We start from the raw sequence: 12,717 nt of genomic DNA on the forward strand, positions 1-12,717 counted from the left end.
CAGCCCTGTTCAAAACGGAATCGATCAGCCCATCTCTTTGGCGGGGCGAGCAGCGCGCACGGCGTCCATCACCTGCTGCAGCGGCACATCGTGCTCGCGAGCGATGCGGGCGCAGTCCTCGTACTCGGGGGCGACCCGGTCGCTTCCGTCGGGAAGCGCAACGTGTTTGAGGCGCGCCGGGCCCCACGGCGTGTCAACCGTCTGCAACGTGCGGGGCAGCACCGTTCGATCCCATGCGCTGCGACGGACGCCGATCGTCGAGGTCTCTCGGAAGATGATTCGCTCCATGCGCTCGACATCTTCAGGTGCCGCGATGACCTGCAGCTGATAGGCGGGGCGCCCCTTCTTGGTAAAGACCGGGATCCAGTGGACCTCGCGTGCGCCGGCGGACCGCAGCTGATCGGCGGCATAGGCGAGCACCTCGGACGTGCTGTCGTCGATGTCGCACTCGAGCTTGACGATGCGATCATGCAGGGCGTCGGACGACGGCTCGATGATCATGGCGCGCAGCAGGCTCGGCCGCGAATACGTGCGCTTGCCGGCTCCAAGGCCCACGCGCTTGACATGGAACCGCTCGGGTAGGCAGCGCTCGGCGCGCAACGCCGCAACGGCGGCGGCGCCGGTCGGCGTGACCAGCTCGCCCTCCACCTCGCAGATGGAAAGCGGCAGATCATGCTCCGTCACCACGTTCAGCGTCGCGGGAACGGGAACAGGAATGATGCCGTGCTGGCAGCGGATGGCACCGTGGCCGTCGACGAGCTCGGGCACGATGACCCGATCGACATCGAGGTCATCGATGCACACTGCGATGGAAACGATGTCGACGATGGAGTCGACCGCCCCCACCTCATGGAAATGCACCTGATCGAGCGGGACTGCATGCGCCTTGGCCTCGGCGTGCGCGAGCACGTCGACCATGCGATGGGCGAGGTCCCGAGCGCGCGGGGCGAGCTGGGCGACGTCGATGATGCGGTCGATGTCCGCCGGCCCACGGTGCTCGTGGTGGTGGTGACCGTGGTCGTGATCATGGTCGTGATGGTGACCGTGGTCGTGGTCATGATGGTGGCCGCAGCCGTGCTCGTGCTCGTGCTCGTGCTCGTGCTCGTGCTCGTGCTCGTGCTCGTGCTCGTGCTCGTGCTCGTGCTCGTGCTCGTGCTCGTGCTCGTGCTCGTGCTCGTGAGCAGCGTACGCCTCCCCGTGCAGGTACGCCATATCGTGGTCGTGGTTTTCATGCGCCGCGTCGAGCACCACGTCGAAGTCGCAGCAGTCGATGCCGGCCTTCTTCACGCGGCTCACGCGGATGTCGAAGCCGGAGACCGGCAGCGTTGCCAGCGTGTCGCGCAGACGCGCCTCGTTGGCGCCCGCGTCGAGCAGCGCCGCGACGAGCATGTCGCCGCTGATGCCGTTCGTGCAATCAAGATAGAGCGTTTTGCCCATGGTTCCCCCTCGCAAGCAGGCGTGCGCCCGCATAGATCAATCGTTTGCCGGACCGGGTAGATGGTTGATGAGCGACGCCTGGTACGCAGCGCCGAAGCCGTTGTCGATGTTCACGACGGACACTCCGCTCGCGCAGCTGTTGACCATGGCGAGCAGCGTGGTGAGGCCGCCGAGGTTCGCGCCGTAGCCCACGCTCGTGGGAACGGCGATAACCGGACACGCGGCAAGACCGCCCACGACGCTGGGGAGCGCGCCCTCCATGCCGGCGATGGCGATAATCACCTGAGCCCGGGCGATCTGCTCGCCATGCGATAGCAGGCGATGGATGCCGGCCACGCCGGCATCGTTTACGCACTCGACGTCGTTTCCCAAAAAGCGCGCCGTCAGCGCAGCCTCCTGCGCGACGCCGACATCGGACGTCCCCGCGGTCACGACCAGGATCATGCCGTTGCCGTCCGGCTCGGGCAGATCTCCCACCACGCCCGCTCGCGCATCGCGATGATAGGTATATGGGCAGCCGAGCTCAGAGAGCCTCGCGGCCTTCTCTTCATCAAGGCGCGTAATCAGCACGCGTTGCTGGCCCGCCGCGCGCATCGCGTCGACGATTCCCGCAATTTGCTCGGCCGTCTTCCCCGCTCCGTAGATGACCTCGGATACCCCGGTCCGCACGCCGCGCTCGGTATCGATCTGCGCGTATCCCAGATCCGTCACCGTGTCGAGCCGCGCGCGCTCCACCAGCTGCTCGGGCGTCATGTCGCCCGCAGCGACCGCGCGGGCGAGCGCCGTCAATTCGGCTGCGTCCATACCGGTCCACCTTTCATTGCGAATGATCCCCTTCGCTCAGCACGCGAGCGACGGATGTCCCTCAAGACGCTACCACATGGAGCGTGCTCCAAGTCACAGTATGAGCAACCGAATTCACAGGGGGTACGCATGTCCTTAAGGACAAACTGCTATCCTTGCCCTTCAGCATACCGAACGCATCTCGGCACGGCAGCACTTCAAGCGAAGGGAGGGCCCATGCCCCATTCGACCCCAACGTCTAACCGTTCCGCCGACACAAACGGCACCAAGCCCCAGCGCCCTATGAGCAGCACCGGAGAGGGCTCCCTCATGGGCGGCGACTTCTCGGACAACGCCGCGAACGCGCCCGCGACCACCACGAGCCCCGCGCTGTCGATCGCGTCCGCTGCAGCCGGCGTGATCGGCGTGGTTTCGGCGCTTTTCGTAAGCTGGCTGCTCAGCGTCATCGTCGGCGTCGTCGCCATCCTGCTGGGACGCGCGGCAACCCGCCGCGAGGCGCCCTATCCCAAGCTTGCGCTCGTCGGAAAGATCCTCGGCTTCATCTGCGTCGTCGCCAACACAGCGCTCATGGTCCTCTACATTTACCAGCTCATGAGCCTGGGCTTGCTCTAGTGAAGCTCTAATCGATGGCACCCGGGGCCCATTGCACCGAAGGCCCCGGGTGCCACGCCCTCTCCTGGACGAAAGTGGCTAGAAATTTCTATTTTGCTGTAGGCCGGCCCGGATGAAGGTGCCCGTTCTGACCGTAATGTCCGTATCGGCCGCCTATGATGCGGATGCCATGGCCTCAAACACCTCGAATAGGGGCCATGCAGGGGGAGGAGCGGTGCCGACGGCGGGTTTTGAGCCCGATCGCGCGACACCGCAACAGCATAATAGAAATTTCTAGCCACTTTTGCTCAGGAGAGGGAGCGGCCGGAACGGCACGGAGCGCCTGGGCATGCAAATCAGCGGTTCCCTAAGCGCGACCCGACGCCTGTAGGCAAAAACGCCCGCGGGCGGTCCTCCCAAAAGACCGCCCGCGGGCGCAATGTGCCGTCAGAAGCACCTATGGCAGCAGCGTCTGCTCCCACTCCGCCTCGCGAAAGCCGACGAGCACGGCATCGTCCGTAACCACGATGGGACGCTTGACCAGCATGCCGTCGGTCGCAAGCAGGGCGAAGGCGTCCTCGTCGCTCATTCCCGCATCCAACTTGGCCTTGACGCCGAGCTCGCGGTAGCGCATGCCGCTCGTGTTGAAGAAACGGCGAACAGGCAAGCCGGAGCGCTCGCGCCAGCTAGCGAGCTCGTCTGCCGTCGGATTGTCCTCGACGATATGGCGATCGACGTACTCGATCGCGTGGTCATCCAGCCACTTCTTGGCTTTCTTGCAGGTCGAGCACTTAGGATATTCCACGAACAGCACCGGCATACGGCAACCACCTCTCAGATCGCGTGGGTCGTTGCGGCGATTGTAGCACGAGCATCCGCCCTACTCTTCCGATGCCGTCCTCCTCAACAGCTCGAGCGCGTCCTCTTTTGTGGCGACGCCGAGCTTCTCGTACGCGCGCGTGCAATACGTACCGACCGTCGATCTCGATAGGTACATCTCGTCGGCGAGCTGTGCCTGGGTCTTGCCACGGTAGACACCGATCAGGATGTCGCGCTCCCGATCGGTGAGATTGTGCTCGGCGAGCAAGCGATCGATGCGGATGCGCTCCTCGTCGCTGGAGGCCGGCGCCGCATCGGAGTGCGCCTGGTTGGAGGCTGGTACGACAGGTGCGGCAGGGGCTGCCGGCGTTTCCGGAACCACGTTCGCCCGCGCCGCGTCGCGCTTGCTGAATCTGCGCACCAAGAACACGACGAGCACGGCGACCAGCACGATGGGCAGCACGTAGTTGATCAGCGCTACGACGATTATGACCACCCACTCGAATCCTTTGGGCAACATCGTCGGCCTCCTCACCTTGTAGACAGTCCACCTTCAAGACGAATTATTCCCGCTCGACACGCCTGCGTCTGTCATGCACCCTGTTGATTTTTGACAACGATTCCGCAGGTCAATCGTGTCGTGCAAAAATGTCTACACGCGCCGGAGCGCCCTTTGGCCTCAGCGGTGGCGCGCGTCGAGCTCCCCGGCGAGCTCGTCGAGCGTGACGCCGTAGCGCTCGAGCGTGACGAGCAGATGGTAGATGAGATCTCCCGCCTCGTAGCGGATGTGGTCGTGATCGTTATCCTTGCACGCCATGATGACCTCGCTCGCCTCCTCGGCAAGCTTCTTGAGCAAGCTGTCGGCCTCGCCCTGCAGCAGTTTGGCCGTATAGGACGTATCCGGCGTCGCGCCACGGCGCTCGTGAATAACCGCGGCGAGCCCCGTCAGCGTCTCGCCGATGTTGCCGTCCTGTACATGCTCGGTGCGAACTCCCATAGTCCAGCCTTTCTAACGTGCGTCGTCCAAGGTGCGGAAAAAACAGCTTCGGTTGCCGGTATGGCACGCAGGGCCCGGCGAGTCGACCAGCGCGAGCAGGGTGTCCGCATCGCAGTCGACTTTGAGCTCATGCAGCTGCTGCATGTTGCCGCTCGTCGCCCCCTTGTTCCACAGCTCTTGACGGCTGCGGCTCCAAAACCACGTCGTGCCCGTCTCAAGCGTCAGCCCCACCGACTCGGCGTTCATCCACGCCACCATGAGCACCTCGCCCGTGTCGTACTGCTGCACCACGCACGGGATGAGCCCCTGCGCATCGAACTTCAGCTCGCTGATATCCATTGCCGCCCTTTCTGACGAGACCTGCGAAAAAGCACCGATCGATTACTAAAAATCGAGGCGGACGGGGATGCCCTGCGATGCCATGTACTCCTTGACCTGCCGAATGCTGTAGGTGCCGAAGTGGAACACGCTCGCCGCCAGCACGGCGTCGGCCTCGCCCTCGATAACCCCCTCGGCAAAGTGCTCGAGCGTGCCCACGCCGCCGCTCGCGATGACGGGGATGGGGACCGCGCGGGCAACCGCGCGGGTCAGCGCCAGATCGAAACCCTCCTTGGTTCCGTCGCGGTCCATGCTCGTCAGCAGAATCTCGCCCGCACCGCGCCGCGCAGCCTCCTGCGCCCAGGCGACCGCATCGATGCCCGTCGGCGTGCGCCCGCCGGCAAGATAGACTTCCCACTTGTCGGCGCCCGGCGCCCCGGGCACGCCGACGCGCTTGGCGTCGATGGCGACGATGACCGCCTGGCTGCCGAACGCCGCGGCGGCCTCGGTGATGAGCTCGGGCCGGCGCACGGCGGCCGAGTTGATCGACACCTTGTCCGCTCCTGCAGCGACCATCTGGCGCATGCCGGCAAGATCGCGGAACCCGCCGCCCACGGTATAGGGAATCGATAGCTCGCAGGCGGCGTGCGCCGCCATGTCGATTGTCGTCGCGCGATCGTCGCTCGTCGCCGTGATGTCGAGGAACACCACCTCGTCGGCGCCCTCGCGATCATAGGCGGCCGCGAGCTCGATGGGGTCTCCCGCATCGCGCAGCGACACGAAGTTCACGCCCTTGACCACACGCCCGTCCTTCACGTCCAGGCATGGGATGATCCGCTTGGTCAGCATGTCGCCTCCTTCGCCGCGGCGAGCGCCTCGGCCAACGTGAAGTTCTTCTCGTACAGGGCGCGTCCGATGATGCAGCCCTCGATGACGCTCGCATCCGCGGCAGCGCACGCGCGAATGTCGTCCAGCGTGGAGATGCCGCCCGACGCCACCACGGGAAAGCCCGCGCATCCGGCGACGCGGCGGTAGGCCTCCACGTCGATGCCGGTCTGCATGCCGTCGCGCGCGATATCCGTGAACACCAGGTGCTTGAAGCCGAGGCCCGACAGCTCCCCCACCACGTCCTCGACGCTGCGGGAGATGCCCTCGCGCCAGCCGTTTATCTTGACCTGGCCGTCGCGGGCGGCAACATCCGCTGCGAGCAGGTCGCCGAACCCGCGCGCCGCGATCTCGGCAAACCCGGGTTCGGTCACGAGCACCGTGCCGAGCGCGATGCGCCGGGCCCCATAAGCCGCCAGCTCGTCGATGCGGGCAAGCGACCGCACGCCGCCGCCCACGTCGACAGACAGGCCGTCGATTCGACAGATCGCCTCGATGGCAGCGGAATTGGCCGCGCGGGCGTCATCGTCCTCCTCGAGCGCTGCCGAGAGGTCGACCACGTGCACCCACGTGGCCCCCTGCTCCAAAAACTCGTGCGCCTGGGCAACCGGGTCGTCGGAATACACCTTCATATGCGCGCGGTCGCCGCGCTCCAGGCGCACGACCTTGCCGGCAACGAGGTCGATAGCGGGAAAGACGATCATGCGCGCGCCTCCTTCATGTGCGCCTCCACGATGCGCACGAAATTCTCGAGAATCTGATGCCCGTGAGCCGAGGACTTCTCGGGGTGGAACTGGCATCCGTAGATGTTGCCGTGCCACACGACCGAGCCGAACGCGCGTGCGTAGAACGTACGGGCGGCGACAACGCGTGCGTCCACGTCCTCGTCGAGTGCGTAAGAATGCGTGAAGTAGAGGTTCGCGCCCTCGTCGAACCCCTTGAGCAGCGGACACGAGAGGCCCGCCGGCGCAAGATGCACCTGGTCCCATCCCACGTGCGGTATCTTCAGGCGATCCGCCGGCAGGATGGTGCACGACCCCTTGAGCAGGCCGAGGCCGCGAGCCCAGCGCTTCCCCTCGGCCTCGAATACGGCCCCGGGGGCGCCGGCGGGCGCGGAGTCAGCCGGCGCGTCTGCCGGCACGCCTTCGTCGCCGCGCTCAAAAAGCAGCTGGAGCCCCAGGCAGATACCCAGAAACGGAGTTCCCGCCCCGTCTGCCAGCGCATCGATGACCGCCTGGTCCTGGCCCGATTCGTGCATGAAGGCGATCGCGTCGTAAAAGGACCCCACGCCCGGCAGCACGATGCCGTCGGCCGCGCGAATGCGGTCGGGGTCGTCGGATACGACGGCCTCGGCGCCCGCGCGCGCAAGCCCGCGGGCCACGCTGGACAGGTTGCCTTTGTGGTAGTCGACGATGACGATGCTCGGCTTATCGGCCATAGCCGCACCTTTCTCCATGCATGAACAGAAATGGCCCCGTCCCCAAACGCACCATCAGAGGGAGCCCTTGGTGGACGGCACGCCCATCACGCGCGGATCGCGCTCGCAGGCATGCCGCATGGCGCGCCCGACCGCTTTGAACGCCGCCTCGATGATGTGATGGCTGTTCGCGCCGGCGAGCTCGCGCACATGCAGGGTCAGGCGCGCATCGCGGGCGAACGCGTAGAAGAACTCGACGGCGAGCTCGGTGTCGAACGCGCCGACGCGCTCGGTCGGCAGCGGCAGGTCGCAATACGCCTGGCCGCGTCCCGAGATATCCACCGCGGCCATGACGAGCGTCTCGTCCATGGGGATGGCGCAGTCGGCGAAGCGCGTGATGCCCGCCTTGTCGCCCAGCGCGCAGGCGAACGCCTGCCCGAGCACGATGCCCGTGTCCTCCACGGTGTGATGCGCATCGACCTCGGTGTCGCCGGTCGCGTGGACCGTCAGGTCGAACAGGCCGTGGCGCCCGAAGGCGTTCAACATGTGATCGAAAAACGGAACGCCCGTCGAGATGTCACAGGTACCCGATCCGTCCAGATCCAGCTCGATCGTGATGTCGGTCTCGCCCGTCGTGCGGGTCACTCGCGCCGTTCGCGTCATATCCCTCATGCCTCCTCGTCGAGCAGCGCCTCCAGCGCCGCAAGCACCTCGTCGTTTTCCTCGGGCGTGCCCACGGTGATGCGCAGGCACCCCTCCAGCCCGGGCACGGCGCTGAAGTCGCGCACGAGGATGGAGTGCTCGTCGCGCAGGCGGCGGCGAATCGCGCTCGCCTCGTCGACGCGCACGAGCAGGAAGTTCCCCTGGCTCGGCCAGGCCTGAACGCGCTCGTCGGACTCCAACGCGGCGAGCATGCGCTCGCGCTCGGAGCGGATCTTTTCCACAACCGGCACGAACGCGTCGCGCATCTGCGCGGCGGCGAGCGCCGCCGCCTGCGTGAGCACGTTGACCGAATAGATCTGGCGCACCGCTGCGAACACATCGATCGCATCGGCGGCCGCGATCACGTACCCGCAGCGGATGCCCGCCTCGCCGAACGCCTTGGAAAGCGTGTGGAGGATCACCAGGTTGGGACACGACGCAAGCAGCCCGCACGCGTCATAGCCCGCATCGGCGAACTCGATGTAGGCCTCGTCCAGCATCACCATGCCGGGGCACGCGCGGCACAGCTGCGCCACGAAGCTCACGGGCAGCGCGTCGCCGGTCGGGTTGTTGGGCGAGGTGACGATGACCAGGTCCGCCGTCTGCGCCGCCGCCAGCGTCGCCTTCTCGTCGACGCGCAGCGTCTTGCGGTCGCGCCGTACGGTCCTCACCGATGTCTGGGTGAGCGAGGCGAAGAACTCGTACTCGGAAAAGCACGGCGGGCAGACCAGCAGCGTGCGCCCCTGGCCCCCGAAGGCGAGCAGGAAGTTGTAGAGCAGTTCGTCGCCGCCGTTGCCCACGCAGACGTTCTCGCGGGTAACGCCGTGCCACGCGGCGAGCTCGTCGCGCAGCGCCCCGGACATGGGATCCGGGTAACGGTTAAGCGGCGTTGCCGCCAGGACGCCATCGATTGCGGCGCGCACGCCGTCGGGCAGCGGATAGGTGTTCTCGTTGGCCGACAGGTTGATGCGCGTGGGCGTGAAGTTCGGATCGTAGGGCTCGATGCCGGCAAGATGGGGCTGGACCAGCGCGCGCATGCGCTCGGAGAGCTCTGCCATGGGACTCCTCTTTCGTACATGCCGGGCAGCCTGCCCGGTAGATTCAGTCGGATGCGAAGCGGTTGCTTCGAGAGGGCGCCTACGCGCCCGCGGCCACCGTTTCGGCGGGATCGTCGGGCCAGGCGACGGCGGTCAGGTCGACGGCCGCCAGGGCGTCCGTCGCCACCGCGTCCTCGCCGCGCTCCAGCACGCGGCGGCGCAGCGCCGTGGAGAGCGCATGGGCCCAGAGCCCCTCGGCGTGCGCAAGGCGCTGGGTTGCCGGCGCATCCTTGAGCAGGCCCGCGGGCGTGTAGCAGATGACCGAGGACTTCTTGACGAAGTCGTCCACCGAAAGCGGGTTGGAGAACGCCGCGGTGCCGCCCGTGGGCAGCGTGTGGTTGGGTCCCGCCACGTAATCGCCGAGCGGCTCGGTGCTCCACGCACCCACGAAGATGGCGCCCGCGTTGCGGATGGCTCCCAGCAGCCCCAGCGCGTCGGCGCAGTGGAGCTCGAGATGCTCGGGCGCGATGGTGTTCACGGCCTCGACGGCCGCATCCATATCAGCGGCGATGATGATCGTGCCCTCGTTGTCGAGCGAGGCGCGCGTGATGTCCGCGCGCGGGCTCTGGGCGACCAGCACCCCGATCGCCCGCTCGACCTCGGCGGCAAAGGCGGCATCGCAGGTCACGAGGTAGCAGGCCGCCAGCGGGTCGTGCTCGGCCTGCGCCATCAGGTCGGCGGCGACCACGGCGGGATGGGCGGTCGCATCCGCCAGCACGCAGACCTCGGAGGGGCCGGCGACCATGTCGATGCCGACGTCTCCGGACACCAGGCGCTTGGCTGCCGCCACATACGCGTTGCCGGGGCCGGTGATCTTCCCCACCCGCGGGATGGACTCGGTGCCGTAGGCGAGCGCGGCGACGGCCTGCGCGCCGCCGACCGTGTAGATCTCATCGACCCCGCTGACTTTGGCCGCGGCCAGCGTGTAGGGAGAGATGGGGCAGGTCCCCGCCTCGACGGCATCGCGCTGCGGAGGCGTGACCATGATCACCCGCTCGACGCCGGCGACTTTGGCGGGAATCGCGTTCATGAGCACGGTCGAAGGGTACTGGGCGCGGCCGCCGGGCACGTAGATGCCGGCAGCGGCAAGCGGCGTCACCTTCACGCCCAGCATGGTGCCGTCGGGACGCGTCGTGAACCAGGACTGCTGCGCCTCGCGCTCATGGAAATCGCGGATCTGAGCGGCGGCCTTCTCGAGCGCCGCCAGAAACGCGGGGTCGAGCCCCTCGAGCGCGGCGTCGATCTGCTCTTGCGGCAGGCGGAACGAGGCGAGGTCCACGCCATCGAACTCGCTGCAATAGCGTCGAACGGCGGCGTCTCCCTCGGAGCGCACCGCATCGATGATGCGCTGGGCCGCCTGCGTGGTGTCGGCCGGCAGCACGCCCTCGCGCGTCAGCATCGAGGCGTCGAGGAGCTCGCCTGCAGCCAGCGTGATGGTCTTCATATCAAATCGTCTCCTCACGAGATCGGGCAGTCCGTCTTGGCGGTTAGGGGATCACGGCAGCAGACATGGATCCCTGCCGGGCATTGCTACTTTAGCACGATAAAGTTTTTCATACCACCTCTGGAAACACGAGGGAAATACGGCGCCTTCGGAAAGGGAGGTATCCGCTCCGTGGCGAAACGACACCGCATTTCCCCAGATATGAGGGGGTTATTATTTCTAGAAAACCAATTTGGTATCAACGCGGCGCGCATCACGCAGGTCGAGCGCGTAACGGACACATGTGACAAGCTATCTACCAGCGGTTTTGCTCAGCCACCTCATCGCAGGGCGCTGCGACGCGCCCGTTTTGCCCGAAGATACCCCGGTTGTTGATACCAAATTCGGCAAGCTTCGCTCAGGACCCTCAACCCCGCGCCACGACGGCGGCCAGGCGCTCCGCGAGCCTCCTCACGCGCCCGTCCAGCCTCGCGCGGCCGGGGTTCACGAAGAACCGCGCCGTGCACTCCATGATCTCGCCGGTGATGACGAGGTCGTTTTCGCGCAGCGTCGTGCCGGTAGCCGTGATGTCCACGATGCGGTCGGACAGGCCCACGATGGGTCCGAGCTCGATGTTGCCGTGAAGCGAGATGATGTCCGCGTTCACGCCGCGCTCCTCGTACCAGGCGCTCGCGATGCGCGGATACTTCGTCGCAACGCGCAGGCTGCCGCGGCGCGCATAGGCGCGCTCCGCCTCCCCCGCCCGCCATGCGGGCTCGGCCTCGATGAACCGGCATGCGCCGAATTGCAGGTCGATAAGCTGAAGCAGGTTGAGATCGGCCTCGATCAAGGAGTCGCGCCCGCAGATACCGCAGTCGGCTCCCCCGCAGGCAACGAACGCCGGGGCGTCGGTCGGTCGCACGATGATGTATTCCACCTCGCCGATGGAGTCGTCACCCTCGCGCGTATCGCGCGCCCTGAAGATCAGGTGCCGGCCGGGATCGCGCAGGGCGGACACGTCAAGCCCCGCAGCCTCGAGCACGCGCAGCGTATCGGCGTTGAGCGAGCCCTTGGGGACGGCGATGCGCAAGGGCGCCGCCACATCGCGCGGGATCGCCCCGTCCCCGCCCGCGCACACGGCCTTCTCGTCGGGACGGACCGCCTCGAGCCGCTCGAGCGAGAACGCAAAGCCGGCAGCGGGGACGCGCTGCACGCCGTCGATCGCGCCGTCGAGCACGGTATCGTAGCGACCGCCCGAGCCGACGGAGTCCGGCATGCCGGCGGCGTAGACCTTGAACAGCAGGCCCGTGTAGTAGTCAAACGAGTTCAAGATGGAGAAATCGAACGTCAGGCGCGCGCGGACGTCCTCCCCCATCGCGGAGACCGCCCCATAGAGCGCGCGCAGCTCGTCGGTGGCGGAATCGCCCACCCCCGCGTCCTCCAGCAGCGCGTCGACCTCGTCGAGCACCTCGATGCCGCCGCTCAGGCGCGGCAGGGCGCACACGGCGCGCTTGAAGGCCTCGTCCTCGCCGCTTGCGCGCACGCACGCATCGAGGTCAACGAGGTTGTTGGCGTGCACGAATTCGAGCACGCGGCGGGCGAGGTCCGCGTCGGCACAGCAGGAAAGCAGGGCCTTGATGGGCAGGACGCTGCCGCAGACGAGCCGCCAGCCGGGCAGGCCGAGCTCGCGCACGACCTCGACCGCGATCGAGACGATCTCGGCATCCCCCGCCGCGCCGCCGGCACCGATCAGCTCGTAGCCGAGCTGCGTGAACTGGCGCGAGGTGCCGCTGTTGCGCGAGGCGGCGCGCACGACCGGCGCCTCGTAGCGCAGGCGCAGCGGCAGATCGCCGACGCTCATGCGCGAGGACACGAGCCTCACGATGGAAAGCGTGTTGTCGGGACGGACGACCAGGAAGCGACCGTCGTCGTCGAAAAGCTTGAAGGGCGTATCCGCCAGGTGCCCGCCCTGCTCCAGCGCGCTTTTGTCCTCCAAAAGCGGCGTCTCGACCGGAAGGTAGCGATGCGCCTTGAGGCAGTTCTTTACCGTCAGCGCGATATCCTCGCGCGCCTGCGCCTCCTCGGGCAGAATGTCCCTGAATCCCCATGGCGTTGCCGTCATGCGCCGCTCCTCTCTTCTTGCTGGCCAGATACTTTAGCATACTAGAGTGCTCGCGGCAGCAAACATGCAATTGTTAACCAAGTCCTGATAGTTCTTGCCGAAGCG

General features: G+C 66.6%; 14 protein-coding genes. 1 reads left to right on the plus strand and 13 read right to left on the minus strand.

The annotated features are described in order from the left end of the window. Positions 1-24: 24 nt before the first annotated feature. On the minus strand, positions 25-1,437 hold the full coding sequence (larC, locus tag QVN30_RS03425; protein ID WP_289835481.1) for a nickel pincer cofactor biosynthesis protein LarC: 1,413 nt from the start codon (positions 1,435-1,437) through the stop codon (positions 25-27). 36 nt (positions 1,438-1,473) lie between these two features. Next, positions 1,474-2,241 carry a nickel pincer cofactor biosynthesis protein LarB gene (gene larB / locus QVN30_RS03430; RefSeq protein ID WP_289835482.1) on the minus strand — a complete coding sequence of 256 codons (768 nt, stop codon included), beginning with the start codon at positions 2,239-2,241 and terminating at the stop codon, positions 1,474-1,476. A gap of 282 nt (positions 2,242-2,523) precedes the next feature. On the opposite strand from larB, the gene QVN30_RS03435 reads away from it, so the two are divergent. Continuing rightward, positions 2,524-2,853 carry a hypothetical protein gene (locus tag QVN30_RS03435; RefSeq protein ID WP_289835483.1) on the plus strand — a complete coding sequence of 110 codons (330 nt, stop codon included), beginning with the start codon at positions 2,524-2,526 and terminating at the stop codon, positions 2,851-2,853. A 436-nt stretch (positions 2,854-3,289) separates the two neighbouring features. Here the strand turns inward: QVN30_RS03435 and QVN30_RS03440 are convergent, their stop codons facing one another. The 11 genes from QVN30_RS03440 to hisG form a co-directional block, all read right to left on the minus strand. After that, on the minus strand, positions 3,290-3,652 hold the full coding sequence (locus QVN30_RS03440; protein WP_087201709.1) for an arsenate reductase family protein: 363 nt from the start codon (positions 3,650-3,652) through the stop codon (positions 3,290-3,292). A gap of 60 nt (positions 3,653-3,712) precedes the next feature. Next, on the minus strand, positions 3,713-4,171 hold the full coding sequence (locus QVN30_RS03445; RefSeq protein ID WP_289820247.1) for a response regulator transcription factor: 459 nt from the start codon (positions 4,169-4,171) through the stop codon (positions 3,713-3,715). A gap of 159 nt (positions 4,172-4,330) precedes the next feature. Then, complete coding sequence (gene hisE / locus QVN30_RS03450) at positions 4,331-4,648, minus strand: phosphoribosyl-ATP diphosphatase (RefSeq protein ID WP_066831582.1); 318 nt, start codon at positions 4,646-4,648, stop codon at positions 4,331-4,333. Positions 4,649-4,660: 12 nt separating this feature from the next. Beyond that, positions 4,661-4,987 carry a phosphoribosyl-AMP cyclohydrolase gene (gene hisI, locus QVN30_RS03455; protein ID WP_087201713.1) on the minus strand — a complete coding sequence of 109 codons (327 nt, stop codon included), beginning with the start codon at positions 4,985-4,987 and terminating at the stop codon, positions 4,661-4,663. A gap of 45 nt (positions 4,988-5,032) precedes the next feature. After that, entirely contained in the window at positions 5,033-5,815 is a 783-nt protein-coding gene (gene hisF / locus QVN30_RS03460) for an imidazole glycerol phosphate synthase subunit HisF (RefSeq protein WP_066831574.1), read from the minus strand. Continuing rightward, positions 5,809-6,555 carry a 1-(5-phosphoribosyl)-5-[(5-phosphoribosylamino)methylideneamino]imidazole-4-carboxamide isomerase gene (locus QVN30_RS03465; RefSeq protein WP_289835484.1) on the minus strand — a complete coding sequence of 249 codons (747 nt, stop codon included), beginning with the start codon at positions 6,553-6,555 and terminating at the stop codon, positions 5,809-5,811. Before QVN30_RS03465 ends, hisF begins: the two co-directional genes overlap by 7 nt. After that, a complete protein-coding gene (locus QVN30_RS03470; protein ID WP_289835485.1) occupies positions 6,552-7,289 on the minus strand; it encodes an imidazole glycerol phosphate synthase subunit HisH in 738 nt (245 codons plus the stop codon). The genes QVN30_RS03465 and QVN30_RS03470 overlap by 4 nt, the downstream gene beginning before the upstream one ends. A gap of 54 nt (positions 7,290-7,343) precedes the next feature. Beyond that, complete coding sequence (hisB, locus tag QVN30_RS03475; RefSeq protein ID WP_289835486.1) at positions 7,344-7,931, minus strand: imidazoleglycerol-phosphate dehydratase HisB; 588 nt, start codon at positions 7,929-7,931, stop codon at positions 7,344-7,346. Between the two features lie 5 nt (positions 7,932-7,936). After that, positions 7,937-9,028, minus strand: coding sequence for a histidinol-phosphate transaminase (hisC, locus tag QVN30_RS03480; protein ID WP_289835487.1), 1,092 nt, complete (start codon positions 9,026-9,028; stop codon positions 7,937-7,939). Positions 9,029-9,107: 79 nt separating this feature from the next. Then, positions 9,108-10,511 carry a histidinol dehydrogenase gene (gene hisD, locus QVN30_RS03485; protein ID WP_289835488.1) on the minus strand — a complete coding sequence of 468 codons (1,404 nt, stop codon included), beginning with the start codon at positions 10,509-10,511 and terminating at the stop codon, positions 9,108-9,110. A 406-nt stretch (positions 10,512-10,917) separates the two neighbouring features. After that, entirely contained in the window at positions 10,918-12,612 is a 1,695-nt protein-coding gene (hisG, locus tag QVN30_RS03490; RefSeq protein ID WP_289835489.1) for an ATP phosphoribosyltransferase, read from the minus strand. Positions 12,613-12,717 lie beyond the last annotated feature (105 nt).

This window comes from Collinsella ihumii, assembly GCF_030385545.1.
In the GTDB taxonomy this organism is placed as follows: domain Bacteria; phylum Actinomycetota; class Coriobacteriia; order Coriobacteriales; family Coriobacteriaceae; genus Collinsella; species Collinsella ihumii.

What these genes read in the sequence shown, in the direction of transcription:
- larC (WP_289835481.1), bottom strand. Translation starts at nt 1,437, where the DNA reads ATGGGCAAAACGCTCTATCTTGATTGCACGAACGGCATCAGCGGCGAC.
- larB (WP_289835482.1), bottom strand. Translation starts at nt 2,241, where the DNA reads ATGGACGCAGCCGAATTGACGGCGCTCGCCCGCGCGGTCGCTGCGGGC.
- QVN30_RS03435 (WP_289835483.1), top strand. Translation starts at nt 2,524, where the DNA reads ATGAGCAGCACCGGAGAGGGCTCCCTCATGGGCGGCGACTTCTCGGAC.
- QVN30_RS03440 (WP_087201709.1), bottom strand. Translation starts at nt 3,652, where the DNA reads ATGCCGGTGCTGTTCGTGGAATATCCTAAGTGCTCGACCTGCAAGAAA.
- QVN30_RS03445 (WP_289820247.1), bottom strand. Translation starts at nt 4,171, where the DNA reads ATGTTGCCCAAAGGATTCGAGTGGGTGGTCATAATCGTCGTAGCGCTG.
- hisE (WP_066831582.1), bottom strand. Translation starts at nt 4,648, where the DNA reads ATGGGAGTTCGCACCGAGCATGTACAGGACGGCAACATCGGCGAGACG.
- hisI (WP_087201713.1), bottom strand. Translation starts at nt 4,987, where the DNA reads ATGGATATCAGCGAGCTGAAGTTCGATGCGCAGGGGCTCATCCCGTGC.
- hisF (WP_066831574.1), bottom strand. Translation starts at nt 5,815, where the DNA reads ATGCTGACCAAGCGGATCATCCCATGCCTGGACGTGAAGGACGGGCGT.
- QVN30_RS03465 (WP_289835484.1), bottom strand. Translation starts at nt 6,555, where the DNA reads ATGATCGTCTTTCCCGCTATCGACCTCGTTGCCGGCAAGGTCGTGCGC.
- QVN30_RS03470 (WP_289835485.1), bottom strand. Translation starts at nt 7,289, where the DNA reads ATGGCCGATAAGCCGAGCATCGTCATCGTCGACTACCACAAAGGCAAC.
- hisB (WP_289835486.1), bottom strand. Translation starts at nt 7,931, where the DNA reads ATGACGCGAACGGCGCGAGTGACCCGCACGACGGGCGAGACCGACATC.
- hisC (WP_289835487.1), bottom strand. Translation starts at nt 9,028, where the DNA reads ATGGCAGAGCTCTCCGAGCGCATGCGCGCGCTGGTCCAGCCCCATCTT.
- hisD (WP_289835488.1), bottom strand. Translation starts at nt 10,511, where the DNA reads ATGAAGACCATCACGCTGGCTGCAGGCGAGCTCCTCGACGCCTCGATG.
- hisG (WP_289835489.1), bottom strand. Translation starts at nt 12,612, where the DNA reads ATGACGGCAACGCCATGGGGATTCAGGGACATTCTGCCCGAGGAGGCG.